General features: G+C 57.8%; 28 protein-coding genes and 1 tRNA gene. 16 read left to right on the top strand and 13 right to left on the bottom strand.

All coding sequences use genetic code 11. The annotated features are described in order from the left end of the window. Window positions 1-2: 2 nt before the first annotated feature. The 5 genes from GOV80_RS17870 to GOV80_RS17850 all read right to left on the bottom strand — a co-directional run bounded on the left by GOV80_RS17870 (window position 3) and on the right by GOV80_RS17850 (window position 3,535). Window positions 3-539, bottom strand: coding sequence for a GNAT family N-acetyltransferase (locus tag GOV80_RS17870; RefSeq protein ID WP_170769735.1), 537 nt, complete (start codon window positions 537-539; stop codon window positions 3-5). A gap of 249 nt (window positions 540-788) precedes the next feature. Next, window positions 789-1,058, bottom strand: a complete 270-nt coding sequence (gene rpmA / locus GOV80_RS17865; protein WP_010440093.1) for a 50S ribosomal protein L27 — start codon at window positions 1,056-1,058, stop codon at window positions 789-791. An 11-nt stretch (window positions 1,059-1,069) separates the two neighbouring features. Continuing rightward, window positions 1,070-1,687, bottom strand: a complete 618-nt coding sequence (locus tag GOV80_RS17860) for a 50S ribosomal protein L21 (RefSeq protein ID WP_170786738.1) — start codon at window positions 1,685-1,687, stop codon at window positions 1,070-1,072. A gap of 208 nt (window positions 1,688-1,895) precedes the next feature. Beyond that, a complete protein-coding gene (locus GOV80_RS17855) occupies window positions 1,896-2,693 on the bottom strand; it encodes a DUF2059 domain-containing protein (protein WP_170786736.1) in 798 nt (265 codons plus the stop codon). Further along, window positions 2,693-3,535 (bottom strand): DUF2059 domain-containing protein, encoded by an 843-nt coding sequence (locus GOV80_RS17850; protein WP_170769732.1) that lies wholly within the window; start codon window positions 3,533-3,535, stop codon window positions 2,693-2,695. The genes GOV80_RS17855 and GOV80_RS17850 overlap by 1 nt, the downstream gene beginning before the upstream one ends. Window positions 3,536-3,659: 124 nt before the next feature. Here GOV80_RS17850 and GOV80_RS17845 point away from each other — a divergent pair. The 9 genes from GOV80_RS17845 to GOV80_RS17805 all read left to right on the top strand — a co-directional run bounded on the left by GOV80_RS17845 (window position 3,660) and on the right by GOV80_RS17805 (window position 12,188). Continuing rightward, window positions 3,660-3,749, top strand: a tRNA-Ser gene (locus GOV80_RS17845). Between the two features lie 183 nt (window positions 3,750-3,932). Further along, a complete protein-coding gene (locus GOV80_RS17840) occupies window positions 3,933-4,334 on the top strand; it encodes a hypothetical protein (RefSeq protein ID WP_170786734.1) in 402 nt (133 codons plus the stop codon). A gap of 160 nt (window positions 4,335-4,494) precedes the next feature. Beyond that, window positions 4,495-5,523: an alcohol dehydrogenase catalytic domain-containing protein gene (locus tag GOV80_RS17835; protein ID WP_170786732.1), complete on the top strand. Its 1,029-nt coding sequence runs from the start codon at window positions 4,495-4,497 to the stop codon at window positions 5,521-5,523. A 74-nt stretch (window positions 5,524-5,597) separates the two neighbouring features. Beyond that, complete coding sequence (locus GOV80_RS17830) at window positions 5,598-6,473, top strand: branched-chain amino acid ABC transporter permease (RefSeq protein ID WP_170786729.1); 876 nt, start codon at window positions 5,598-5,600, stop codon at window positions 6,471-6,473. 4 nt (window positions 6,474-6,477) lie between these two features. Continuing rightward, on the top strand, window positions 6,478-7,575 hold the full coding sequence (locus GOV80_RS17825) for a branched-chain amino acid ABC transporter permease (protein ID WP_170786727.1): 1,098 nt from the start codon (window positions 6,478-6,480) through the stop codon (window positions 7,573-7,575). Further along, window positions 7,572-8,336, top strand: a complete 765-nt coding sequence (locus tag GOV80_RS17820; RefSeq protein WP_170786725.1) for an ABC transporter ATP-binding protein — start codon at window positions 7,572-7,574, stop codon at window positions 8,334-8,336. The genes GOV80_RS17825 and GOV80_RS17820 overlap by 4 nt, the downstream gene beginning before the upstream one ends. Next, window positions 8,333-9,106: an ABC transporter ATP-binding protein gene (locus GOV80_RS17815; protein WP_170786723.1), complete on the top strand. Its 774-nt coding sequence runs from the start codon at window positions 8,333-8,335 to the stop codon at window positions 9,104-9,106. The genes GOV80_RS17820 and GOV80_RS17815 overlap by 4 nt, the downstream gene beginning before the upstream one ends. 5 nt (window positions 9,107-9,111) lie before the next feature. After that, a complete protein-coding gene (locus GOV80_RS17810) occupies window positions 9,112-10,998 on the top strand; it encodes an AMP-dependent synthetase/ligase (RefSeq protein ID WP_170786721.1) in 1,887 nt (628 codons plus the stop codon). Between the two features lie 29 nt (window positions 10,999-11,027). Next, window positions 11,028-12,188: an ABC transporter substrate-binding protein gene (locus tag GOV80_RS17805; RefSeq protein WP_170786719.1), complete on the top strand. Its 1,161-nt coding sequence runs from the start codon at window positions 11,028-11,030 to the stop codon at window positions 12,186-12,188. A 56-nt stretch (window positions 12,189-12,244) separates the two neighbouring features. Here the strand turns inward: GOV80_RS17805 and rpsI are convergent, their stop codons facing one another. The 3 genes from rpsI to GOV80_RS17790 form a co-directional block, all read right to left on the bottom strand. After that, a complete protein-coding gene (gene rpsI / locus GOV80_RS17800) occupies window positions 12,245-12,730 on the bottom strand; it encodes a 30S ribosomal protein S9 (protein ID WP_039535473.1) in 486 nt (161 codons plus the stop codon). Between the two features lie 6 nt (window positions 12,731-12,736). Further along, entirely contained in the window at window positions 12,737-13,195 is a 459-nt protein-coding gene (rplM, locus tag GOV80_RS17795; RefSeq protein ID WP_170711488.1) for a 50S ribosomal protein L13, read from the bottom strand. A gap of 162 nt (window positions 13,196-13,357) precedes the next feature. Then, window positions 13,358-14,761 carry an aminotransferase-like domain-containing protein gene (locus GOV80_RS17790; RefSeq protein ID WP_170786716.1) on the bottom strand — a complete coding sequence of 468 codons (1,404 nt, stop codon included), beginning with the start codon at window positions 14,759-14,761 and terminating at the stop codon, window positions 13,358-13,360. A gap of 99 nt (window positions 14,762-14,860) precedes the next feature. On the opposite strand from GOV80_RS17790, the gene GOV80_RS17785 reads away from it, so the two are divergent. Further along, window positions 14,861-15,088: a DUF1127 domain-containing protein gene (locus tag GOV80_RS17785; protein ID WP_170769722.1), complete on the top strand. Its 228-nt coding sequence runs from the start codon at window positions 14,861-14,863 to the stop codon at window positions 15,086-15,088. A gap of 59 nt (window positions 15,089-15,147) precedes the next feature. On the opposite strand, the gene GOV80_RS17780 is transcribed toward GOV80_RS17785, so the two are convergent. Then, window positions 15,148-15,591, bottom strand: coding sequence for a PaaI family thioesterase (locus tag GOV80_RS17780; protein ID WP_170769721.1), 444 nt, complete (start codon window positions 15,589-15,591; stop codon window positions 15,148-15,150). A gap of 58 nt (window positions 15,592-15,649) precedes the next feature. On the opposite strand from GOV80_RS17780, the gene GOV80_RS17775 reads away from it, so the two are divergent. The 4 genes from GOV80_RS17775 (at window position 15,650) to gluQRS (ending at window position 19,557) form a co-directional block, all read left to right on the top strand. Then, a complete protein-coding gene (locus GOV80_RS17775; RefSeq protein ID WP_170786714.1) occupies window positions 15,650-16,435 on the top strand; it encodes an enoyl-CoA hydratase in 786 nt (261 codons plus the stop codon). A 254-nt stretch (window positions 16,436-16,689) separates the two neighbouring features. After that, window positions 16,690-18,030, top strand: coding sequence for a methylenetetrahydrofolate--tRNA-(uracil(54)-C(5))-methyltransferase (FADH(2)-oxidizing) TrmFO (gene trmFO / locus GOV80_RS17770; protein WP_170786713.1), 1,341 nt, complete (start codon window positions 16,690-16,692; stop codon window positions 18,028-18,030). A gap of 37 nt (window positions 18,031-18,067) precedes the next feature. Further along, on the top strand, window positions 18,068-18,682 hold the full coding sequence (locus GOV80_RS17765) for a class I SAM-dependent DNA methyltransferase (RefSeq protein ID WP_170769718.1): 615 nt from the start codon (window positions 18,068-18,070) through the stop codon (window positions 18,680-18,682). Beyond that, window positions 18,679-19,557 carry a tRNA glutamyl-Q(34) synthetase GluQRS gene (gene gluQRS / locus GOV80_RS17760; protein WP_170786711.1) on the top strand — a complete coding sequence of 293 codons (879 nt, stop codon included), beginning with the start codon at window positions 18,679-18,681 and terminating at the stop codon, window positions 19,555-19,557. Before GOV80_RS17765 ends, gluQRS begins: the two co-directional genes overlap by 4 nt. Here the strand turns inward: gluQRS and hisI are convergent. After that, window positions 19,543-19,932, bottom strand: coding sequence for a phosphoribosyl-AMP cyclohydrolase (hisI, locus tag GOV80_RS17755; RefSeq protein WP_170786709.1), 390 nt, complete (start codon window positions 19,930-19,932; stop codon window positions 19,543-19,545). The genes gluQRS and hisI overlap by 15 nt on opposite strands. Before the next feature lie 48 nt (window positions 19,933-19,980). Here hisI and GOV80_RS17750 point away from each other — a divergent pair, with 48 nt between their 5' ends. Both GOV80_RS17750 and GOV80_RS17745 read left to right on the top strand, forming a co-directional pair. Continuing rightward, window positions 19,981-20,433 carry an iron-sulfur cluster assembly scaffold protein gene (locus GOV80_RS17750; RefSeq protein WP_170769715.1) on the top strand — a complete coding sequence of 151 codons (453 nt, stop codon included), beginning with the start codon at window positions 19,981-19,983 and terminating at the stop codon, window positions 20,431-20,433. Between the two features lie 53 nt (window positions 20,434-20,486). Further along, window positions 20,487-21,125 (top strand): MarC family protein, encoded by a 639-nt coding sequence (locus GOV80_RS17745; protein WP_170769714.1) that lies wholly within the window; start codon window positions 20,487-20,489, stop codon window positions 21,123-21,125. A gap of 188 nt (window positions 21,126-21,313) precedes the next feature. On the opposite strand, the gene GOV80_RS22580 is transcribed toward GOV80_RS17745, so the two are convergent. The 3 genes from GOV80_RS22580 to ligA form a co-directional block, all read right to left on the bottom strand. After that, window positions 21,314-21,436: a hypothetical protein gene (locus GOV80_RS22580; protein WP_272871073.1), complete on the bottom strand. Its 123-nt coding sequence runs from the start codon at window positions 21,434-21,436 to the stop codon at window positions 21,314-21,316. Between the two features lie 112 nt (window positions 21,437-21,548). Then, a complete protein-coding gene (gene recG, locus GOV80_RS17740; protein WP_170786707.1) occupies window positions 21,549-23,639 on the bottom strand; it encodes an ATP-dependent DNA helicase RecG in 2,091 nt (696 codons plus the stop codon). After that, window positions 23,636-25,762: an NAD-dependent DNA ligase LigA gene (gene ligA / locus GOV80_RS17735; protein WP_170786705.1), complete on the bottom strand. Its 2,127-nt coding sequence runs from the start codon at window positions 25,760-25,762 to the stop codon at window positions 23,636-23,638. The genes recG and ligA overlap by 4 nt, the downstream gene beginning before the upstream one ends. Window positions 25,763-25,871 lie beyond the last annotated feature (109 nt).

Here is a 25,871-nt window from a genome sequence, read left to right as displayed (position 1 = left end):
AGTCAGAGTTTCTTTGTATATGTCCAGGTGGACACGTTCGCGTCACGCGCCACCGAGTATGTTTCGGCGTCGCCCAGATATTCGAACCCGCAATGGGTCAAGACCCGCGCCGAGGCCGGGTTGTCCTGAAACACGCTGGCGAACATCGTGGCGTTTTCCAGCGGGTTCGCAGCAACCAGTGTTTCCACCGCCATCGAGGCGATCCCGGTATTCCAATAGACCGGCGCAACCCAATAGCCCACCTCGGACTGGTTGCGATCCAGCCGTGTCAGCGAGATCAAACCGATCAGTTCCGGCCCGCCGTCCTTGGTGGCATCCATCGCCCAGACGTCTTCGTCCCTGTCCTCGGACATGGCGCGGTTAACAAATGCCTCGATCGAGCCAGGCGGCAATGGATGCGGAATAGACGACGTCATCCGCGCCACGCGCTCATCACCTGCATAATGTTCAATGAGACCCATATCCGACCGGCGCAACGGGCGCAGGTCGAACCGCTCGGTTTCAATCACCGGCTGGTTTATTATTGTCTCAAGCTTCATGAGTGCGGTCCTCCTCCGAACAACACGTAAATTGCGGACGCAATAGTAAAACCAATTACAGTCCACATCAGATATTTGCGGCCCAGACGATCTTCAACCGCGTGGGCAATCCGTCCCTGAAACAGGGGCGGTATTGTGCTTGCTGCGTGTGTCATCGGGCTCATAGGTCAAAACTGTGTTAAAAACGAGAAAAGGGACCGGCATTTTCTGCCGGTCCCCCATTTATTTCTAAACCTTTAGGGTTTCGGCTTACTCTGCGGCCTCCGCCACTGGCAGGACCGAAATAAAGGTGCGGTTCTTGAGTCCCTTGTGGAACTTCACGGCGCCATCAACAGTTGCAAAAATGGTGTGATCTTTGCCCATGCCCACGCCTTCGCCCGGCCAGAACTTGGTGCCGCGCTGACGTACGATGATGTTGCCTGCGATGGCCGCCTGGCCACCATAGAGTTTCACGCCAAGGCGGCGACCCGCTGAGTCGCGACCGTTACGGGAGGAACCGCCAGCTTTTTTATGTGCCATTCTCTCTCTCCTTAGCCTTGAGCCAGCTCTTTGGCTTGCTCAACCCATTCGGGCTTCACTTTGATGGTGTCGATAGCAGCAATCTGCTCGTCCGACAAGGCGGCCAGAGCGGCAAAGCTCTCGATACCTGCGTCGTTCAGCTTTTTGGCAGCGGCGGGGCCGACACCGTTCAGCTTGGTCAGATCGTCAGCAGCAGCCGCAGCGGCGGCGGGTGCTTCTGCCTTGGCTTCAGCTTTCTTGGCAGGCTTTGCAGCAGGTGCCGCTACGCCAGCCGGTGCAGAACCGGTAGCTGCTTTGATGCCCGACTTGTCAGCGCCCGACGACAGGATGTCGGTGATTTTGACCAGGGTCAGTTTCTGACGGTGGCCAACAGTACGCTTCGAGCTGTGCTTACGACGGCGCTTGACGAATTTGATGACCTTGTCACCTTTGATCTGTTCGATCACTTCGGCCTGTACGCCTGCGCCTTCAACGAAAGGTGCGCCAACAACCGGAGCGTCACCGCCCAGCATCAGAACATCGTTGAATTGAACTTTTTCACCTGCGTCGGCAGCCAGCTTTTCAACGCGGAGGATATCACCCGCCTGAACCTTGTACTGCTTGCCGCCAGTCTTGAGGACCGCAAACATGCGTCTTTCCTTTGTCTAACCGCGTTCTGTGGTCCCCTGCTGGGTGTTGCTGGCGTTCGCCACCTCGAACAGCGCGCCCTTTTCGGGCTGTGTGACGACCCGTGGGATCAGCCCCTTGGGTCAATAATAACGATACCCGGCGCGGAAGAACCGGCCGGGATGCGCGCTTATCCATAGAATGCGAGGGAAAGTCAACATCAAAAGCAACTCAAAGATCCGAGCCGCGCAGTACCTGTGAAACGGCAAGACCCAACCGGTAATAGATCTTGTCATAGGTGCGGTCGAAACTGTCGAAAAAGGCCTCGTTCACAGCGCGGCCGGTCTGGGTCCGTGAAAAGGCGATGTTCTCGCGCAGTTGCGCCTCGTCCAGCGGTTGATAAGCCATCAGAAGGAAAGAATACAGCCACGTACGCGTTTCTTGCGTGATGGCGTCTTTTTCAGCGAGAAGCTGGGCCAGAACCTCGCCATCATCGCCGCCAATTTCGGAATTCAAGCCTCGGAAAAAGTTATAATCTGCGCTCACGGCGCTTTTAACATTCTTCTCGATCAACTCGTTGACCTCGATATACTCATCCACAAGTTGGAAGAATGTGCTGTCCTGATCCTGTGCGGAATACGCGTCTTGCGCCATCTCTTCTATGGTTTCGTCCTGAAAAGCCTGACGGGCAGAGTTTTCAAGCAGCACAACGGTCTGTCCCAGATCGCTTTCGAAAAACAGCACGGCGCGTTCCATTTGGCTGTCTGACAGCGTTTCCACAAAGGCAGTGGAAAACTGGTCGCGCATCCAGTCGGGGTCGTAGATCATGTCGACCTGTGTTGCGAAATAGGCTCCGCCTGCCCCGTCCAGCATCGTTGTGTTTATCTCTTGCGCCTGCATCTGCCCTTCGTGGCGCAGCAGTTCGATCACCTCGTCCATGTGCAGGGCCGTCATCAAACGGTCAATCTGCTCGGCGACCGCTGGGGTCACACTCAGGGCAAGTGAAAGGACGGCCGCCAGCAGTCGCATCAGATGTCCTGTGCTGGGTGAAGATCGGCCATCCGCGCGGCCAGAACCTCGAATTTCATCGCCATGATTTCATATTGGATGGCATTGAGCAGCTCATAGACCTCTTGCATCAAGGGTTGTTCTAATGCGTCAGCATAGGCGGTCACGTCGGCATCCGAGAAATCCTGATACGTGTAGGCCGCGCCAGCCAGTGCCGAAAGCTGAATGGCTTGCCGCATGGCGCCTTCGTTCTGTTTCATCAACTCACGCAGATCGCCCGCATCCATTTGCAGGTCGATCACACCGGACGCGCTTGCGGCCAGCAGAAACCGGATCTGGATTTCCTGCAGCGCCCGCAGCGCGGTGCCGCTGGAATCGATCGCATTGTTCATGCGCTTCAACTCTTCGACCCGCTGTGACCCTTGCTGAATCAGGTCGGCGACAATCTTCTGGCCCTCCAACTGCTTGGCATCTTCGTCTTCGTGGATATGAGCGGCGTTTTCCGCCACGACCAGCCGCTGCCCCAGATCCGAGGCATAGAATTCGACCGCGTGTGTCAGCGCCTCATTGCTGAGCGTTTGTTCCAGAATAGCCACTGCGGTTTCATGCATATCATCAGTGTCGAACACCTCTTCGGTCAGACGCGCCCAGTCCGACCCGAACCCTTCGGGATCAATCCCCAACATCTGCGGAGCCGAGGCCGAGGCCAGCGCGATACTTTGCAGCGCGACGTCAAAGCCTGTGGTGGTCAGAAACGCTTCGATCCGGTCGCGATCCGCTGTGGCCGCATGGGACGGCAACGCGGCCAGCGCGAATAGAAGCAGTGAAACGGGCAATGCGAAGAAGCGAGCGATATGTGTCATGGACATAGACCCTAGGTGATTTACGCCATCAGGCAATGGAAAATCCCAGAAGAGTGAATTTGGGGAATTTTCTGCTTGCACCCCTGCGCGTTCCTCACTAAATCCCCCCCTCACAGACCCCCGCGGAGAGGTGCCGGAGTGGTCGAACGGGGCGGTCTCGAAAACCGTTGTGGGTGCAAGCCCACCCAGGGTTCGAATCCCTGTCTCTCCGCCACTTTCCCTAGTGACGCCCAATTCCGAGACACCCGCCGGACGGCGTGTTCTTGCCTGCTGGTTGGGCCGTATCGGCACAAGGTAGCCCAATTCGCTTGGGTGACGCTTGGCGCACGTATTTCCCCTTGGGCAATGCATATATTCAAATCATCTTAAGTTTATAAAACTAAAGGAGATTCGTAAGATGCAGAAACTAATTCCAGCCATCCTTGTGGCAGCGATCGTGGCGGGCGGTTATTATTACCTCAATACGTCAGAGGCGCCCGAACCGGCAACGGCGACGGCCCCGGATGAGACACCATCTCAGACCATTGGGGAAACAACCAGCCAGCTTGTTGATCAGGCTGGTCAGGAAGTCGCCGCTCTGGCCAATCAGGGGCAGGACTTGATGAACCAATGGATCGAAGAAGGAATGCTGACCGTTCAGAATTTCGACTACGATACCCTTATGGCCTCGGTTCAGGACAGCGATCTGGCGCAGGACATCAAAACACAGGCCACAGCTATCTTGGAGGAGATCAAGGCCTCGCCCGAAACGCTTGCCGCGAAAATTCAGGAACTGCGAGAGTTGTTGAACGCAAATTGAGTTCTGCAATTGCCTGCGCCGTTGCGCGACGTAAGCTTTGCCCTGCGTTGACCCTTGCCGGATCACGTGATTGGCTGGCCTGAGGGTTACAATGCCAACAGACGTTTTTGTATCAAACCATACACGGGATGCTTCAAGCTGTTGTTTTCAGGGGATTGAAATGAACACACCGCCATCAACCATGTTTGCCGTTGTTCAGACACAGGACGGGTATTCGGGAACGGCCACCGGCCCAGTATTGGAAGACGCCGCAGAATGGTTGAGTGAAGCGGAGTTGCCGGTGCCCGCTCCGGGCCCCGGTCAGGTGTTGATCAGGCTGCGCGCGGCCTCGGTAAATCCGTCGGATATTCACTTTATCAAAGGCGAATACGGCCAGCCCCGCGTTAAGGGAGCTGCCGCAGGGTTTGAGGGATGCGGCGATGTGGTTGCGACAGGTGCCGGGGCCGAAGTCCTGAACGGTCAGCGTGTGGCCTTCGTTGCGGCGGGCGCCGGGGCGTGGGCTGAATATGTGGTGACACAGGCGATGATGTGCATCCCCCTGAGGCCCGAGATTTCGGATGAGGACGGCTCGGCCCAGATCGTGAACCCGATGACGGCCATGGCGATGGTGGATATCGCGCGAAATGCCGGCGAGGCTTTCATAGTCTCTGCCGCGACAAGCCAGTTGGGCAAGCTGATGTGCCGTCTGGGTCGCGATCTGGGCCTGAAACCCATTGCCATCGTGCGCCGGGCGGACGCGGTAGACAGTCTGAAGGATCTTGGCGCGCATGAGGTTCTGGTGACGTCTAACCCGGACATGCCGAAAAAACTAACCGACTTGTGTCACGCGCTGAAACCGCGCGTTTTCCTGGATGCGGTGGCCGACCAGATATCCGAGCAGGTGTTTTGTGCAATGCCAAATGGCGCGCGCTGGGTGTGCTATGGCAAGCTCAGCCCCGATCTGCCCAAACTGACCCAGATGGGCCAGATGATTTTCATGGGTAAGCAGATCGAAGGCTTCTGGCTAACCAAGTGGATGACCACCACCCCGCCCGCCGATCAGATGCGGGTTGTGGCCGAGGTTCAGGCGCGTTTCGCCGATGGTCGGTGGAAAACGGATGTTGCAGACCGCCTATCGCTCAGAAACGTGGTGTCAGATCTGGCCCATGCGCTAAAAAAGAGTGACGGAAAGGTGATTATCACCCCATAGTAGAACAAAGCCCTTTGGCCATCGTGGCCGAGGGGGACGAAGAATGCCGGGCGAACCGGTATTGGGAGGTGAAGTTGGATAACGCGCAGCTGCTGATTAGCGGGCTGGCGAATGGCTGTGTCTACGGCCTGATCGCACTTGGTTTTGTTCTGATCTACAAAGCGACCGAGGCGGTGAATTTCGCGCAGGGCGATTTCATGATGCTGGGCGCGTTCGTCACCATCGGCCTGACCAATACCGAATATATGGGGCTGCCATTCTGGTTGGCGCTACCAATCTCATTGGGGATCATGGGAGCGTTGGGTTATCTGCTTGATCGGTTGATCATCCGACGGCTGTTCGGAGAAAGTCAGACGGCTGTGGTAATCCTGACCATCGCCTTGGGCTTTGTGATCCGGTTTGTGGCCGGGTTGATCTGGGGGCACGAGCCGCAGACGCTTCAGAACCCGCTGGCTGGGAAAGAGGTGCGGTTCGGCGGGCTGGTGCTGGGGATGGAGGATGTGGCCGTCATCATCGTCACCATCCTGCTGACATGGGCGCTGTATGTTTTCTTCAGCCGGACCAAGTTAGGGCTGGCAATGCAAGGCGCCTCTCAAAACCAGTTGGCCGCTTACTACATGGGCGTTCCGGTCAAGCGGGTGCAAGGGTTCATCTGGGGTCTTGCGGGCGTGGTCGCCGGGATCGCAGGTATCCTGTTTGCCGCCAAGGGATCGGTCGATCCGACCACGGGTCTGCTGGGGATCAAGGCGTTTGCCGCCGCCGTGATCGGCGGGTTCGGCAGCCTCCCCGGCGCACTGGCCGGAGGGTTGATCGTCGGTGTCATCGAACCCTTTGCCAGTCGCTATATCGCAGCAGGCTACAGCCAGATTGCGCCGTATGCGCTGTTGCTGGCTGTGCTGATCTTCCGCCCCAACGGGCTGTTTAGTCAGGTTCGGGTCAAGAAGGTTTAGGCAGATGCGGATTGTATTCAAAACCGACTACATGCAGGATATCCGACCATGGAAAGATGGCCATCAATTGGTCCTTTATCTGATCCTACTGGCGGTGGTGGCTGCGGCCCCGTGGTGGTTGGACGATTTCTATCTGGGTGAACTGACAAACGTCCTGATCTGGGCCATCGCAGGTCTGGGCCTGATGGTTCTGACAGGCTACACGGGGCAAGTCAGTCTGGGTCACGCGGCTTTCCTGGCCTTTGGGTGCTATGCTAACGTCATCCTGCTTGAGGCGGGCGTGCCCTTCCTGATCGCCTTTCCGCTGGCTGGTATCCTGACCGGTATTGCGGGCGTGACTGTCGCGATCCCTGCCCTGCGGTTGCATGGCATTTATCTGGCAATCTTTACCATGGCCCTGTCCATCCTGATGGATGATGTCATCGTCTTGGCCGAGCCGATCACTGGCGGCGTTGGTGGCAAGTTCATCGGAGGCGTCGACATCTTTGGCCTGACGATCGACCGCTGGGGCACTCCGGTACATTTCTTCTGGCTGGTGCTGGTGGTCGCCGTTCTGGTGACGCTGGGCTTTATTAACTTGCTGCGCGCGCCTTTGGGACGCAGTTTCATCGCCGTGCGCGATTCCGAGGTTTCGGCGCAGGCGATGGGTGTCGATATCGCGCGCACCAAGATGATATCTTTCGCTTTGTCCTGTGCCGTCACCGGATGGGCGGGTGCGCTGATGGGCATGTTCTCGGGCGCGTTCAACAACGAGACGTTCAGTGTCGTGATCTCGATCCAGTTGCTGATGATGATCGTGATCGGCGGGCTCGGGTCGATCCACGGTGCGTTTCTGGGCGCGATCATCGTGGGGTTCCTGCCGCAATTCTTGTCGATTTCAAAGGAATATGTGGGTGCCCTGTTCGGCGGCAACACCGTTGCCATTCCGGGGCTGGAGTTTGGCATTTTCGGCATGATCCTAATTGCCTTCATCCTGTTTGAACCGATGGGCATGTATGGCCGCTGGCTGAAAATACGCACGTGGTTCGAGCTGTTCCCGTTCTACCGCAAGGACATGTTCAAGCGTCAGAAATCCTACCTCAAGACGGAGCGCCTGAGATGAGCTTGCTCGCGTTCCAGAACGTCACCCTGAAATTCGGCGGCCTGACGGCGGTGAATGACCTGTCCTTTTCGGTCGAAGAAGGCGAGGTCTTTGCCATTGTCGGCCCCAATGGCGCGGGTAAGTCGACGGTATTCAACCTGATCTCACGCTTCTACGACCCGATTGCGGGCTCTATTCGGTTTGACGGACATGATTTGCTACAGGTCAAACCCTCTGGCGTGGCAGCCTATGGCGTGGCGCGGACGTTCCAGAATATCGAACTGTTCGAACATGCCACCGTGTTGCAGAACCTGCTGGTCGGACGGCACCGCCATCGAAAAACAAACCTGATATCAGAGGTTCTGTTCCTGCCCTCGGCCCGGCGGCAAGAGCTGGAAAACCGCGAAAAGGTCGAAGAGATCATAGATTTCCTCGACCTGCAGGCCTACCGCGACAAGATGATCTCTGGCCTGCCTTACGGCGTCCGCAAAGTGGTCGAGGTTGCCCGTGCACTGGCCACGGAACCTAAACTGTTGTTGCTGGACGAACCTGCATCCGGCCTGTCGGTCGAGGAGACGTCGGATCTGCGCTGGTGGATCGACGATATCCGCAGGCAGATGGGGATTACGGTGCTGATGGTCGAACATGACATGGGGCTGGTCTCGGGCGTGTCTGACCGCGTGTTGGCGATGGCTGATGGTGCGATGCTGGCGCTGGGAACACCGGCCGAGGTGCAATCACACCCGGCTGTGGTCGAGGCCTATCTGGGGAAGGCCTCATGAGCGCGCCGATCCTGACCATCCGCAATGTCGAAAGCTTCTACGGCCCGATCATGGCCATTCGCGGCGTGTCGCTGGATGTGCATCCGGGGCAGATCGTCTCGATCCTGGGCGCGAACGGCGCCGGCAAGACGACGCTGATGAAAACCGTGTCCGGCGTGATGGACCCCGAAAAGGGCAAGATCACCTTTGATGGTGAAGAAATCCAAGGGTCCGAGCCGCATAAGGTCGTACAAAAAGGCATCGTCCATGTCCCGGAGGGGCGCGAGGTGTTTCCTCTGCTGACGGTCGATGAAAACCTCAGCCTTGGGGCCTATACCGCAACGGACAAGGGGCAGATCGATCACGACCGCGAGCTGGTGTTCTCCTACTTCCCGATCCTGAAAGAGCGTCGCACCCAAGAGGCCGGAACCCTTTCGGGCGGACAGCAGCAAATGCTGGCCATCGGGCGCGGGCTGATGGCGAACCCCAAGATCATGCTGTTGGACGAACCCTCGCTGGGTCTGTCACCGCTGCTGGTGCAGGAGATTTTCGGCATCCTCAAACGCCTGAATGACGAACAGAACATGACCATGATGCTGGTCGAACAGAACGCCAATGCCGCGCTGGAACTGGCCCATCATGGCTATGTGATGGAAGTCGGCCGTATCGTCATGGACGGGACGGCAGATGTGTTGATGCAATCCGAGGACATCCAGAATTTTTATCTGGGCGTGCAGGAAGACGGCGCGCGGGAAAACCGCCGCTGGAAACGCAAGAAAACCTGGAGGTAAGCGGCATGAATATCAGCACCCTGCCCCCTCAGACCAAGATCAACGGCATCCAGTTCAACGCAACCCCCGGCCAACGCCCCGTGCTGGTGGATGAATGCATGACGATCTGCGGGTTGTTTCAGAAACGCTGCGCCGATTTGGGCGACCGCACTGCACATCGGGAAAAGGATTTCGGCATATGGAAGTCCTATTCCTGGGCCGATTACTGGCAACATGCCAAGTGGATCGGGCTGGCCTTACGGAAGCTGGGGCTGCAACGGGGCGAGGTTGTCTCAATCCTGTCCGAGGACCGCAAGGAATGGGCGTGGTTCGATATGGGCATCCAATGTGTGGGCGGCATTGCTTCGGGCATCTACACCACCGATTCTGCCAAACAATTGAAATACCTTGTGAATGACAGCGACAGCCGCTTTCTTGTGGTCGAGAACGAAGAACAGTTGGACAAGTTCTTCGAGGTCGAAACCGAGCTTCCCGGTCTGCTGAACGTCATCATCCTCGAGGATGAGGGCCTGCATGATCTGAGCCACGACCGCTGCTTGATGATTGGCGATCTGTATGACATCGGACGACGGGCTGAAGCCGAAGAGCCTGACCAGTTCGAAGCCGAGATCGCCCTGGCCTCGCCGCAGGACACGGCTCTGTTGGTCTACACCTCGGGCACCACTGGGGCGCCTAAGGGCGCGATGCTGAGTCACGAGAACATCCTGGCCGCGATTGAATGCGGTGCGCACGCCCTGCCCTCGCTGGAAACGGATGAGCAGCTTTGCTTTCTGCCGCTGTGCCATATCCTCGAGCGTGATGTATCGGTTTACCTGCCGCTTGCGTCGAAATGCGTGGTGAATTTCGCCGAAAGCCCCGAAACCGTGTTTGCGAACCTGCAAGAGGTCTCGCCCAGCACCTTTACCGCTGTCCCGCGGGTGTGGGAGAAGATCTATTCTCAGGTTCAGATTCTGGCGCAGGACGCCACCCCCGCAGGGCGCGCTGCCTTTGGGATGGCCGTGAAAGCGGGTATGGCGCGGGCCGAGTATATCCTGGCCGGAAAGCCGGTGCCCGCCGCTGTGAGCGCGCAGTTCTGGCTGTGGGACCGGTTGGTTCTGCGCAATCTGCGGCGGATGCTGGGGCTAGACCGGATGCGGCGCGGCGGCACCGGAGCGGCGCCCATCTCGGCAGACCTTCTGAAATGGTACTGGTCCATCGGGGTGCCCATTGTCGAAGGGTTCGGGATGACCGAAACCTCGGGTCTGGCGACGCTGAACACGACCGAGCACAACAAAATCGGCACCATTGGCCGCGCGGTGCCGGGCAATGATGTGCGTATTGCAGTTGACGGAGAAATTCAGATCAAGGGTTTGAATGTTTTTCAGGGCTATTGGCGCAACAACGCCAAAACCGCCGAGACCTTCACCGCGGATGGCTGGCTTCGCACAGGCGATATGGGGCAGATCGACGGAGACGGCTATGTGACAATAACCGGGCGACTGAAAGACATCATTATCACGGCCGGCGGCAAGAACATCACCCCGGCCGAGATCGAAAGCCGCCTGAAATTCAGCCCCTATATCTCGGACGCTGTCATAATCGGCGACCAACGCAAGTTTCTGACGGCGCTGATAATGATCGACCAGGAGAACGTCGAGAAGTTTGCGCAGGACCGCAAAGTTCCGTTTTCGAACTTCGCGTCACTCTGTGCCGCGCCTGAGGTACGCGATCAGATCGGGGCAGAAGTCGACGCGGTAAACAAGGAATTTGCGCGGGTCGAACAGATCAAGGATTTCCGCCTGATTAACGTGTTGCTGACCGCCGATGACGAAGAGCTGACGGCCACTATGAAGCTGAAACGCAGCTTTGTGGAAAAGAAACACGCAGATCTCATTGAAGATATGTACAATTAGATAAGGGTTTACCCAAAGGGAGGAGAAACATGAGGAACGTGATCAAACGGCTGGCCACCGCCACCGCTTTGACGGCTGCGGCAACTGTTGCAGGTGCTGAGACACAAGGTGTGAGCGATGATGAGATCGTCATCGGCTCGGTCAACGATCTGAGCGGTATTTTCGCTGCCGTCGGAGTTCCGGCCACCAAGGGCGCAAATGTAGTGTTTGACCGCGTGAATGCCGAAGGCGGCGTGCACGGGCGCAAAATCCGTTTCGTGGTTGAGGATAACGGCTATCAGATGCCGCGCGCGATGCAGGGCTATAACAAGCTGCTGAACCGCGACAAGGTGTTTGCCATGCTGCAGTCACTGGGCACGCCGATGAACGTGGCCGGATTCAAACTGCTGGACCCGAAAGGTATTCCCAACGTTGCGCCTCTGACAGCCGCACGGCAAATGCTGCAAGAGCCGATGAAGAATAAGTTTACCTCGTTCTCGACTTATTTTGATCAGGCCCGGATAGGGGTGAAATATCTGAACGGCGAATTCGGATCACAATCCGTGTGCACCATGTACCTGCCCACCGATTTCGGCGAAGAAATTCTGGAAGGCAGCAAAGCAGGGGCGGAAGAGGCTGGTATCGCATTTGTCGCTGAAACCACGCACAAACCGGATGAGACGGATTTCGTCGGCTCTCTAAGCAAGCTCAAGGAGGAAGGCTGCGATATCGTCACAATGGCTTTGGGAGTGCGGCAGGCCATCACCGTGGTTGGCACGGCCAAAAAGATGGGGTTAGCGGATATGAAATTCCTTGGTACTTCGGCCAGTTTCCTGACCGTGGTTGCGCAAGTACCCGGTGGCGTAACCGATGGGTTCTATGCAGCGGCCTCCTGGCTGGACCTCTGGGCTCGCGCGGAAGAGCCTGCCCCGGCCGCATTCATCGCCGAATACAAGGAGGCCACGGGCGAAGACCCTGTCGGTTTCTCGATGCTAGGCTATTCGGCCGCCGAGATGATGGTCAAAGCGCTAGAGGCCGCAGGCCCTGACCTGACCCATGACAGCTTTATCGCGGCGATGGAGACCCTGAACTACAAGGATGATCTGGTCGGAAACCAGATCACCTATGGTCCAGACGACCATCAAGGCGCGGATACTGTCTTTGTCAGCGTTGTCGAAGATGGGGCCTGGAAACTGGTCTACGAAGAATAAACCAAAGAAAAAGGGCTCGCCGAGGCGAGCCCTTTCCAATTCGGAGTCCGTCTCGATTAACGCTTCGAGAACTGGAACGAACGACGCGCTTTGCGCTTCCCGTATTTCTTACGTTCCACAACGCGGCTGTCGCGGGTCAGGAAGCCAGCGGCTTTCAGCGCGCCACGCAGAGAGGGATCATAGAGCTGCAGCGCTTTCGAGATGCCGTGCTTGACCGCACCGGCCTGACCGGTCAGGCCACCGCCTTTGACGGTTGCAACAACGTCGAACTCACCTTCTACACCGGCAACCTGGAACGGCTGGCGCAGGATCAGCTGCAGAACGGGACGAGCGAAATACTTGTCCTGGTCCTTGCCGTTCACGGTGACTTTGCCGGAACCCGGCTTGATCCAAACGCGTGCAACAGCGTCTTTACGCTTGCCGGTGGCGTAGGAACGGCCCAGCTCGTCGCGCACGGGTTCACGCACGATGACTTCTTCGGCCACGGTTTCAACGCCTGCGACGGCGCTCAGCTCTTCGAGAGTATTGATCTGATCAGCCATCGGTCATTAGCTCCGGGTGTTTTTCTTGTTCATGGACTTAACGTCCAGAACTTCGGGCGCTTGCGCCTCATGGGGATGATCGCCACCGGCGTAAACGCGCAGGTTGGTCATCTGCTTGCGCGCCAGACGGTTGCCCGGCAGCATGCGCTTGACGGCCTGAACGACAACGCGCTCAGGATGTGCACCTTCCAGGATCTGCTGTTTGGTGCGCGACTTGATGCCGCCCGGGTGGCCAGTGTGCCAGTAGAAGTTCTCTTCGCGCTTCTTGCCGGTCATCTGGATTTTGTCAGCGTTGATCACAATAACATTGTCGCCCATGTCCATGTTCGGGGTGAACGACGCTTTGTGCTTGCCACGCAGGCGCATGGCGACGATCGAAGCAAGACGACCCAGAACAACGCCCTCGGCGTCGATCAGGATCCATTTCTTGTCGATGTCTGCAGGTGTTGCAGAAAAGGTTTTCATGGCAGGATAGTCCTGTTTGATGTGAAAGACCGCCCCCGTGTGGAGCGGCCCGAATTCGATGGAGCGTATTTAGAGGGGAGCGTTGCGCAGGTCAACTGCAGTAATCTCTTTTAAATGTTGTAAAAACAGTAACTTATAAAATAGGTATTATTTTACCCCAATTTAAACGCTGATTTGCTCGGGCGGGTTGTCCAACAGATTGCGCAGGCGCTGCATTGCATCTTCGAACCGTTCAAGCGAGACATGTCCATTCATCGCAATGCGCACTGCATTCGGCGCGCGTCCATCGCGCAAAGCGAACTCATCGGCGGATCGCAGTTGGATTCCTTCCCGCTCAGCCGCCCGGCTAAATGCAGCAGCACGCCAGCCCGAGGGCAAGTTAAGCCAGACAAACGGCACATCAGGCGCCCAGTTCAGGTCAAACCCACCCAAAGAATTTACAGCCACGCGCACATATTCCCCCATCTTCTCGCGTACATCGCGGGCAATTCGCCGGGTGCGCGGGTCGGACAGCATGAGCCGGGTCAGTTCCGCCAGCGGTTGCGCCAATCCGAAATACCCGTATTCCGCCGACCTCCGCAGATCGACACTGCGCTCACGCGGGGCAATCGCAAAGCCCACCCGCAGCGCAGGCGTCAAAGTTTTGGAAATGGACGACACGTGCCATCCACGCTCGGGGGCCAGGGCGCGGTAGCTGGGCTCGCGTGCGTCGCCCATTCGGTAGCAATCATCCTCGATGATTTGCAGGTCAAAGCGACGGGCGACCTCGACAACTTCTTTGCGTCGCTCCAGGGGGGTATGCGCGCCAGTCGGGTTCTGAACTTCCGGAGAAACGCAGACAGCCTGCGCAGGGTTTTGACGTAGGACGTGCTCCATCGCGTCGGGGTCAATGCCCCATTTGTCCATCTTCACACCGACCACCTCGGCCCGCATCAGCTCTCCGGCGCGGCGGAACCCGGCATAGGACAGGTCCTCGACCAGGACCAAAGGTTTGGGACAACGCAGAATGGTTTGAAACACAAGGCACAATCCGTTCTGCCCGCCATGTGTCAGTACAATATCGTTTTGCGACAACGGCCCCAATGGAAGATCGGATAGCCAGTCAACTACGGCCTGGCGCATCGGTATATACGCGTCGCGGGTAGGATAATTCAGAAACAGCCCCGGATCGGATTGCGACACCTTTTGCAAGCACTCCCGGATCAGAGCCACCTGCCCTACATCCGCCAGTCGCGGGCTAAACAGGCTGACGCTGGCATTGTACTTGTCGTCGCGCAGATGCAACTGCCGCGCCCAGACATCATCCAGAATCGGCGATTTCGGCGGGGCCACGAATGTACCACGCCCCACCTCGGCTTGTAACAATCCCTCATCCGTCAGAATCGTATACGCACGCGCAACGGTGCCCGGCGTAATTTGTAACCGATACGCCAGTTCTCGTACCGGAGGCAGCTTAGTTCCGACCTCCAATAATTTGTTATCAATAGCTTTTCGAATTGTATCGGCCACAAGCGTATACTTGGGCCCCTTGGATTTCGGCAGAGACTCCGGCCAAATTGTATCCATTACAATTCTTCCTTTGATTTTGATACAATGTCGAATGTATCAATCATATATACCGAACATATTTCGTTTGTGTCAATACAATTTGAAAGGATACCCAAGATGACACGCGCAATGCACACCCCCGCCCTTTTGCTGCTGAACGACAGCCCTCGGCTGCCGCTGATCGCATCGCTGGCCGTGCGGTTTGCGGCGACTGTCACAAAGTGGGAGCGACAGCGCCGCAGCAGAGTCAATTTGTCGAAACTGGATGATCGGTTGCTGCGTGATGTCGGGTTGACCCGAGATCAGGCCAACCGCGAAATCGAACGCCCGTTCTGGCACGGGTAAGATATCCCCAGTCCCTTTATTGGGACCTCTTCCTTGGCCGGGCTCGTCCCGGCCATTTTTTATCCGAATGCCGCGGCGGCAGACCCCTCGGGCGGCAGCGAATAGGTCATCGTGGCACGTGCAACGGGTTTGTCAGAGCCTTCCGAATACATCAGCACATCGCCTACGGCTAAAGCCTTTCCCAGCTTCAACAGGGTGCAGCGTGCGATCATGTCCTGGTCTCCATCGGGTTTGCGCATGAAGTCCATCGAACAACCCGTTGTAACGGCCAGAGATTGACGACCTTTGCGCGCCAGAATGATTGCATAGACACAGACATCGGCCAGACCGAACATGGACGGCCCTGAAACCGTACCACCCGGCCGCAAGTGCCGGTCTTCGACCACCAACCGCATGGTGATCGTGTCCTCGGTCAGGTCCTCAACCACGAAGTCCCGATGCACCTGCGGAAAGACCTGTTTCATATAGGCAGTCAATTCTTCCCGGTCTAAGGCCAATGACATGCTTCCCCTCCTCGATTTGCCGACCTAGAGTTGGCCTCACATCAGATCGGAGGGCAAGATGGGAATTCTGGAACGCAGCGACACCGGAGCGGTCGCAAGGTTGACGATGAATGCGCCGGAACGCCTGAATGCTCTCAGCGACGAAATGCTTGCGGCGCTGCAAACCGAGTTTGATGCCCTGCGCGACGACCGGACTATCCGCGCGGTGGTCTTGTCGGGCTCGGGCAAAGCCTTTTGCGCGGGCCACGATCTGAAGCAGATGACAGCGGGGCGTCAAAGCGAAGATGGCGGTAAGGCCTATTTCCAGGACTTGTTCAGCAGATGCGCACAGATGATGCTGACAATTCAGTCCTTACCTCAACCTGTCATCGCTCAGGTTCATGGCATCGCGACGGCCGCTGGATGCCAGCTGGTTGCCACTTGCGATCTGGCCGTGGCGGCAGAGACGACGCGGTTCGGCGTCAATGGCGTGAATATCGGCCTGTTTTGTTCGACACCCATGGTTGCGCTCAGCCGCAATATTCCCCGAAAACAAGCGTTTGAAATGCTGACCACAGGTGATTTCATAACGGCAGAACGTGCGGCAGAACTGGGGCTAATCAACCGGGCCGTGCCGGAAATGCTGCTGGAGCATGAGGCACAAGCCCTTGCGGAACAACTGGCGGAAAAGTTGGGATCGGCAGTGAAAATCGGTAAGGAAGCGTTCTATCAGCAGCTCGATATGCCCATTGAACAAGCCTACGCACATACCGGCGAAGTGATGGCGCAGAACATGATGCACCGGGATACCGAGGAAGGAATCTCTGCATTTATCGAAAAAAGAACGCCAAATTGGGAACAATAACGCAATTGTTTCTTGGGAATTCTGCCCGATTCCGCATTTTGGGACTTTTCAAAACGGCGACACTGTGGCAATGCTGAGACAAGGCTATGGCCTGAAAACCGATTTTGGGTCGCCGTAGGCGGAAGGTCCCTCCAGCTGGTCTCTCTCACCGGCGTTGACATTCCCGCAGCGGCGACCCCAAAATTTCCCTTCTTCAGACAATCTGACCCAACAGGTGTTTGCGTTGGCGCGCGCTCTGCCCTATGTGGCTGCGCATGACACAGAAACTGCATATCGTGGGCGGCGGCATGGCCGGGTCCGAGGCTGCCTGGCAGGCGGCGGAAATGGGCGTGGATGTTGTGATCCACGAAATGCGGCCCAAAGTGGGCACCTTTGCGCACCAGACCGGTAACCTGGCCGAGATGGTTTGCTCGAACTCCTTCCGTTCGGATGACGATGAACAGAACGCCGTTGGCTTGCTGCATTGGGAGATGCGCGCCGCGAACGGGTTGATTATGACAACCGCTGATGCCCATCGGCTGCCGGCAGGCGGCGCCCTGGCGGTGGATCGTGATCCCTTTGCCGAATCCGTGACAACCAAGCTACGGGCCCATCCACGAGTCGAGGTGTCCGAGGAGGAAGTAACCACCCTGCCCGATGACGGCCTATGGATTTTTGCAACCGGGCCACTGACTTCGGCTGCGCTGGGTGAGGCGATCCGGGCGGAAACCGGCACCGACTCGCTCGCCTTTTTCGATGCAATTGCACCCATCGTCTATGCCGACAGCATCGACATGAGCCAGGCCTGGATGCAGTCGCGCTATGACAAGGGCGAGACCGAGGAAGAGCGCACCGCTTATTTGAACTGCCCGATGGACCGCGACCAGTACGAGGCATTCATTGATGCCTTGTTGGCTGCTGACAAGACCGAGTTCCACGAAGGCGAAACCGCCGGGTATTTCGATGGCTGCCTCCCGATCGAGGTGATGTCGGAACGCGGTCGTGAAACCCTGCGCCATGGTCCGATGAAACCCGTTGGCCTCACCAATCCGCACCAGCCCGATGTGAAGCCTCATGCCGTTGTGCAACTGCGCCGCGACAATGCATTGGGCACGCTATTCAATATCGTGGGCTTTCAGACCAAGATGAAATACGGCGCGCAAACGGATGTTTTCCGTATGATTCCGGGGCTGGAGAAAGCAAGTTTCGCGCGGCTGGGCGGGATTCACCGCAATACGTTCATTAACTCTCCAACCCTTCTGGACGCACAGATGCGGTTGAAGTCCAGACCCAACATTCGTTTTGCCGGGCAAATCACCGGGGTCGAGGGCTATGTCGAAAGCGCCGCTATGGGCCTGCTGGCCGGGCGGCTGGCTGCGGCGCAGATTCTGGGGAAAGAGTTGCCAAATGTGCCGCAAGACAGCGCCATGGGCGCACTGATCCATCACATCACAGGCGGTGCTGAGGCCAAGACCTTTCAGCCGATGAATGTGAATTTCGGCCTGTTCCGCCCGGTCGATGGGCTGAAAGGTGGCAGACGTGGCCGCAAGGACCGCTACAAGGCCTATACAGATCGGGCCAAGGCGGCGTGGTCAGACTGGCTGGCGCATTGCTGACTGGACGCAACGCGCTCTACCGGCCTAACATGGGGGCATGAGCGACGAATACATGAAAGACGTCTACGGGCTGGACACTCCCGAGGCGACCCGCGACCACTATCAGAAATGGGCATCCTCATACGATAGCGAGGTCGCATCGCACGGCTATATTACCCCAACCCGTGTGGCCGAGGCGCTGTGGTCGAAACTCCCCGAACCTCAGACGCCGATCCTTGACTATGGCTGCGGCACCGGGCTGTCTGGTCAGGCGTTGCGGACCGCCGGGTTCGAGGTTATCGACGGCATAGATCCCACACCCAGAATGCTGGAAGAGGCCGAATCCAAAGGCGTTTACCGGCAGTTGTCCTCATTCGAGATTTCCAATCCCAATCCGGTGAACGCAGGGGCCTATAAGGCGATTGCAGCCATCGGTGTTATCAGCGTCGGAGCGGCACCTCCTGAGACTTTCGACATGCTGATGAAGGCGCTGCCCAAGGGTGGATTGTTGGCGTTTTCATTTAATGATCACACGCTTAAGGATTACAGCTACACCTGTCGATTGAACGATTGGCTTGATATCGGGGCCGCCCGGCTGCTTTTTCGGGAATACGGTCCGCACCTGCCGGGTATGGACCTGAAATCTGACGTCTACATTGTTGAAAAAGCGTGATTTTCACCACTCGGTTTGCGCCATCCCCAACCGGCCCTCTTCATCTTGGTCACGCTTATTCGGCTTTGCTGGCCAGCGACTTGGCGCGGCAGCACGAAGGTCAGTTCTTGCTGAGGATCGAAGACATTGACCGCACCCGCGCTCGTTTACATTGGGAAGAGCAGATTTACGACGACCTCTCATGGTTGGGTTTGACATGGCCCGAACCCGTCCTTCGGCAGTCGACGCGGATGGAGGTATATGAGATCGCGTTGCAGCAATTGTGGTCACGCGGCCTTCTGTATCCCTGCACCTGCAACCGGCGCGATATTGCCGCGGCGGCCAGCGCACCACAAGAAGGCGCGTCTTTGCTGGGACCAGACGGTATCGTTTATCCCGGTACGTGCCGCGAGAAAGCAGATCGCTCAGGTCCGGTGCCACGCGATACTCCGCTGCGTCTGGACATGCAGAAAGCCGCCCAAACTGTTAAGGTCACAAATGAATTTCAGTTCTTTGAAACCGGTTGCGGACCATGTGGAAGCACGGGCTGTGTCTTCTTCTCGGATCGGGAACTGACCGACACAATCGGAGATGTCGTGCTGTCCCGGCGAGATATGGGCACGTCGTACCACCTGTCGGTAGTGCTGGACGATGCCGCTCAGAATGTGACGCATGTGGTCCGTGGGCAGGATTTGTTCGACGCCACCCGCATTCATGTGGTTCTGCAGGCGCTTCTGGATCTTCCCCAGCCCATCTACCACCACCACAAACTGATCCGCGATGATGCTGGCAAGAGATTGGCCAAACGCGACGATGCGCGCGCCATCTCGAAATACCGCGACGAGGGCGTTTCGCCCGCCGATATCCGCGCTATGATCGGGTTAGACCATCGGTGACATCAGTTCTGTTTCGTCACCGTCGCGCACAGCGGTGTAGAAACAGCTACGCCGGTTCGTATGGCAGGCCGGTCCTGTTTGCCGAACAATTACCAACAGGCAATCTCGGTCGCAATCCACGCGGAAGTCGACCAACTCTTGTACGTGGCCCGAGCTTTCGCCCTTTGTCCAAAAGGATTGTCGGGACCGGGACCAATACGTCACCCGACCGGTCTGCAACGTTTTGCGGATGGCATCTGCGTTCATCCACGCCATCATCAGCACTTCGTTGCTGTCTGCGTCCTGCGCGATGGCCGGGATCAGCCCAGCCTCGTTGAACGTCAGGGTCAATGGGTCAAAAGTCGCAGGGGTCGTCATCGTAAAAACCTTTTGCATCCGGGTGGATGCTTACTATGTATGGGGAACACGAACCGAGGGAAAGCCATGTCCGGCGACAATGATCTGATCAAGCTGTATTCCGGCCGTATTCTGGCGCTGGCGGCGGATATTCCGCATCTGGACCGCCTGAGCGATCCCGACGCGACGGTGAAGAAACGCTCGCCCTTGTGTGGGTCGACGGTGACTGTGGATGTCAAGCTGACGGACGGTCGGATTTCAGAGTTTGGGCAGGATGTGAAAGCCTGTGCTTTGGGTCAGGCCTCGGCCGCTGTTGTTGGCGGAGCGGTGATCGGTGCCACCCGTGCTCAGGTCGAAGCCGCGCGGGATCAACTGGCGGCCATGCTTAAGAAGGACGGCCCTGCCCCCGATGCACCATTTGACGGGCTTGAGGTGCTGATGCCTGCGCGTGACTACAAAAACCGGCACGCGTCGATCCTGTTGGCTTTGGATGCGACCGCCGAAGCAATGGAACAGGCCGAGCAAGCCAACTGCGCCTGAACATGGCGTTTTTCGCGCATCCGGTCTAACCTTTTGGAAATGCAGGGGGCGCGGTGAACAATCTGCTTGAACATTTTGTAACGCTGTGGGTCGTCATTGATCCCATCGGCACCATTCCGGTCTTCATAGCGGTGACAGCTGGACTGGGCGCTGCAGCACGACGAAAAATGGCGCTGTTAGCCTCGGTGATCAGTGCCGGAGTTTTGTTGTTCTTCCTCGTCTTCGGTCAATTGTTGATCGAGGCGTTGGATATCGGTCTCAATTCCTTTCAGGTCGCAGGTGGGATCATCCTGTTTCTTTTTGCGCTGACTATGATCTTTGGCGAAAGCAAACAGGATGTGGAACAACGCGCCGCTGAAGATGACGAGAAAGATACGTCGCACCAGCACAATCCGGCGATCTTCCCACTGGCGGTGCCGTCTCTGGCCTCGCCCGGCGCCATGCTGGCCATCGTGATTCTGACCGACAACAACCGATATAGCATTGCGGATCAGGGGATTACGGCCCTGGTTATGATCTCGGTCATCGCCATTGCGTTTGTATTGATGCTGCTGGCTGAGCCGATCATTCGCCTAATTGGCCACTCGGGCGCTGCGATTATCAGCCGGGTCATGGGGATGATCTTGGCTTCGGTCGCTGTGAACTCGGTCTTGTCGGCAGTGCTCGAGATTATTCGCACTGGACAGCTCTAAGAAAAAAACCGCCGCACCTTCCGGGCGGAAAGGGCGGCGGCAGGTTGTGCGTGTCTCATGTGGGGTCCGGTATACCGCACGGGGCCGAGGCATGGCCCCTTCAAGGGAATTGGGACAGGCAGGTCACCCTTGACTGAGATGGGGATGACAGCGCGGCGTTGTCGGCATGAGATCGCAGGCAGAAAGGGTCAGAACGTTCCGGGCACGTGCAGGGCAACCATCAGGATAACCACCAAAGACACAGCACCGGCAGCATCTTGCAGCAAAGTGGCGTGCGAGCGGCTGATAGCGGTTTTGATCTGGGTCAGCATGAGGTCACCTCCGGTCAGAGCTTTAATCCTTTGTTGACCTTTTGTTCTCATATTTTACCGAGTCGGTAAAGAACTTTTTAAGAACATTTGTGAACTTGCGCGAACTTTCCGACTAACCCACTGAAATTAAACGGATCGCCTGATCCTGCCGCATCATCCACAAAAGAACACGAACTGCCCGGCCCCGATCCGAGGTCAGCTTGGGGTCTTTGGCCAGCAGCGCGCGCGCATCCGTCTGGGCCGTTGCCATCAACCCGGCTTGTCGCTCGATATCCGCAATTCTGAATTTTGGCAGGCCTGATTGGGCGGTCCCGATCAAATCGCCCGCACCGCGCATCTCAAGATCGGTTTCCGAGATGCGAAATCCATCTTCGGTTTCGCGTAGAATCTCCAGCCGTTTCCGACCGCCGTCCGTTAGCGGAGGTTGATACATCAGCAGACAAGTCGAATCCGCTTCACCCCGCCCGACCCGACCGCGCAGCTGATGCAACTGCGCCAGCCCAAAAATCTCGGCGCGTTCGATCACCATGATCGACGCGTTAGGTACGTTTACACCAACCTCGATCACCGTGGTCGCGACCAAAACCTTTGTCTGACCTTCCTGAAAGGCTTTCATCGCGGCGTCCTTGTCGGCTGGGGGCATCTGGCCATGGACCAGCCCCACGACTCCTTCCCCCAGAACCGCGCGCAACCGTTTGAACCGTTCTTCCGCGGCGGTCAGATCCGACACTTCGGATTCGTCGACCAGCGGGCAAACCCAATAGCACTGCCGTCCCTCGTCGATGGCCCGCTGCAGATGGGCGATGACCTCTTGCATCCGTTCCGTGCTGATCACCGCCGTTTTCACAGGCTTTCGCCCCGGTGGTTTTTCGTCCAGAACCGAAACGTCCATGTCTCCATACTGCGCCAGCGCGAGACTGCGTGGGATCGGTGTCGCCGTCATCACCAACACATCCGCGCCCTGCCCCTTTTCCGACAACTCCATCCGTTGCCGCACACCGAACCGGTGTTGTTCATCCACGATGGCAAGGCGCAAATCGCGGAAGGCGACATCAGATTGGAACACCGCATGAGTGCCGACGAGGATATGGATATTGCCCTGTTGCAGCGCTTCAAGCTTTGCGCGCCGCTCTGCGCCTTTGTCGCGCCCGGTCAGGATCTCCAGCACGATCCCCGCGCTTTCCGCCAAGGGGCGCAACCCTTCCAGATGCTGGCGCGCCAGAATCTCGGTTGGGGCCATCATGACCCCCTGCCCGCCCGCCTCGACCGAGACCAACAGTGCCATGAAAGCCACCAGCGTTTTACCAGCGCCGACATCGCCCTGAAGCAAGCGGTTCATCCGCGCGTCCGAGGCCATATCCTCGGTGATCTGATCAATCGCCCGCATCTGCGCGCCGGTGGGTTTGTAGGGCAAATCTGCCAGAACCCTGGATTGCAACCGCCCGGTCGCCACACTGACAATCCCCCGCGCCTTGCGTTCCCGTTGACGCGCGAGGGCCAAAGTCACCTGATGCGCAAAGAACTCATCATAAGCCAATCGCGCCCGCGCCGGGGCATGAGGTGACACGTCATCCGCCCCCAAAGGGTTGTGCGCCGCAGTAACCGCATCGAACCAGTTAGGCCACTGCTCTCTGCCGATCTGTGACGGATCTATCCACTCTGCCAGTTTCGGTGCCCGCGCAAGCGCACTGCGCGCGGCCTTATAGGCCGTTTTCTGGGTCACGCCCTGCGTCAGATGATAGACAGGTTCGAATTCCGGGATATCCCCCGCGCTTTCGACCGGCAGCATGTGGTCGGGGTGTACCATCTGCGCCATTCCGTCGAACAGCTCCAACTTTCCCGAAACCACGCGACGAGCGCCCTGCGGCAATACCTTTTTCAGGTAGTCCCCGCGGGCATGGAAAAACACCAGTTGAAATTCTGTCTGCGCATCTTCGACATGAACGCGATAGGCTCCGCCCTTGTTTCGTGCGGGCCGATGCGCGCCGACCGTAACCTCTACCGTCAGGGTCGAGGGTAAATCTGCCCCTTGGATCGTGTCCCGCCGTCGCCGGTCGATCACAGCGTAAGGCAGACCGAACAAGACATCACGCGGCGCTTCGGTTCCGCTTTGGGTCAAAAGCTGCGCCGTCTTGGGACCAACCCCATCAAGCGTTTCCAACCCGGCAAACAGGGGAAACAGGATTTCTGGTCGTCCGGTCATGCCGAGCCTATCAGCCGCAGCCAGCCATCCTCATCCAACGTTTCGATGCCAAGCTCGGCGGCCTTTATGGCCTTCGACCCCGCGCCGGGCCCCGCCACCAGCAGGTCGGTCTTTTTGCTGACCGAACCTGACACCTTCGCCCCTAGCGCCTCGGCACGTGCTTTCGCCTCGGCCCGCGTCATTTTTTCAAGCGTGCCGGTGAAAACCACGGTCTTTCCGGCCACCGGACTGCCATCGGTGTCGGGCCGTTTGGCTGGTTGAACCTCAAGCTGCGCGACCAGAGCGTCAATGCTCGCCCGCTCGGCCTCTTGTGCGAAGGCGGACACAAGCGCGCGCGCCATCACCTCGCCGACGCCGTCAATGCTCAGCAATTCATCCCATTCCGGCCCTTCGAACCCGGAGGCGGCCGTCACCGCCCGCTCAAATTCAGACCATTCTCCGTAATGGGTCGCCACCAGGTTCGAGGCCGCCTCGCCCATGTGGCGAATCCCAAGGGCAAACAGCAGCCGCCCAAACGGGATAAGGCGTTTTTCGTCAATCGCAGCCCAAAGGTTGCCCGCGCTTTGCGAACCCCATCCCTTGCGATTGGCCAGCTTATTCAGATTTGCCGCGTCGCGCGTTTGCAGTGTGAAAATATCGACGGGCGTTTTGACGGGCAGATCAGGGTCGTCATAGAACATCTCGATCTGCTTAGCCCCCAAGCCTTCAATGTCGAAGGCCTTACGTGAGACGAAATGTTTCAGTTTTTCAATGGCCTGTGCGGGGCAAATGATGCCGCCCGTGCACCGCCGAACGGCATCGCCTTCCTCGCGGATTGCCTGGCTTTGGCATTCCGGACAGGTTTTCGGAAAGATGAATTCGACCGCATCGTCAGGGCGTTTTGAGATATCAACATCTGCAATTTTTGGGATCACATCCCCTGCGCGATAGACCTGCACCCAGTCGCCGACGCGAATATCTTTGCCGTCCCGGATGGTCCCGCCTTTGGCGTCGCGCCCGGCAATGTAGTCTTCATTGTGCAGGGTTGCGTTCGAGACGACCACACCGCCGACCGTCACCGGATGTAGCCGAGCCACAGGACTGAGCGCTCCGGTACGACCGACCTGGATGTCGATGGCCTCCAACCGGGTCCAGGCCAGTTCAGCGGGGAATTTATGAGCGATCGCCCAACGTGGCGTGGTCGACCGGAACCCCAATCGCGCTTGCAACGCAAGATCATTGACCTTGTAGACGACACCATCAATGTCATAGCCAAGCGTTGCCCTCTGCGCTTCGATCCCACGATAGTGGTCCAGCATATGATGCGTCGTCTCACACAGGGCCGTCAGGGGGTTGGTCGAAAAGCCGTACTGCTTAAGCCGTTCAATGGCGCCCATTTGCGTCTCGGCCAAGGGCGCGGACAACTCTCCCCAGGCGTAAGCGAAAAAGCGCAATGGTCGTGCCCGAGTAATCGCCGAATCCAGTTGCCGTAGCGATCCTGCAGCCGCGTTTCGTGGGTTGGCGAATGTCTTCTCGCCTGCCTCCGCTTGCCGCGCGTTCAACTGATCGAAATCCGCGTGCGACATGTAAACCTCGCCCCGCACTTCGAGCACCGCCGGAGCATTCTCCAATCGGTGCGGAATGTCCGAGATGGTGCGTGCATTGGCGGTGACGTTTTCGCCAACCTCGCCATCTCCACGCGTTGCGGCTTGCACCAAGTGGCCGTCTTCATACCGCAAGGACAGGGACAGGCCGTCAATCTTGGGTTCAGCCGTAAACGCTAGCGTAGCATCGTCGCCAAGGCCCAGATATTTTCGGATTGAACGGGTGAAGTCGCCGACATCTTCATCATCGAACGCATTGCCCAGCGACATCATGCGTACGGCGTGGGTCACTTTTGAAAACCCATCACCCGGCTTGGCGCCGACCTGGTCGGATGGGCTGTCTGCGCGTTTCAGATGGGGAAAGCGCTGTTCGATCTCGGTATTGCGACGTTTGAGATCATCATATTCCGCGTCCGAAATCTCGGGCGCGTCCTGCGTGTGATACTGCGTATTGGCCCGCGCCAGCAGTTCGGCCAACCGCGCAAGTTCTGCGCGCGCGCTGTCTTCTGTCAGCTCTGAAACCGGAAGTGAATCGCCCATAGCCCCGCCCTGTCACGTCTTCTTGGACCTCAGTGATAGGGCGAGGCCATGGTCAGGTCCAGATGTGCTGTTCAGTGAGTGAGGGAGCCGCCCCGGACCAAAGCGGCAG

It is taken from the genome of Ruegeria lacuscaerulensis, assembly GCF_013034685.1.
Lineage (GTDB): Bacteria > Pseudomonadota > Alphaproteobacteria > Rhodobacterales > Rhodobacteraceae > Ruegeria > Ruegeria lacuscaerulensis_B.
Note: the sequence above shows the minus strand (reverse complement) of the source record. Positions and strands in the feature narration are given on the sequence as shown.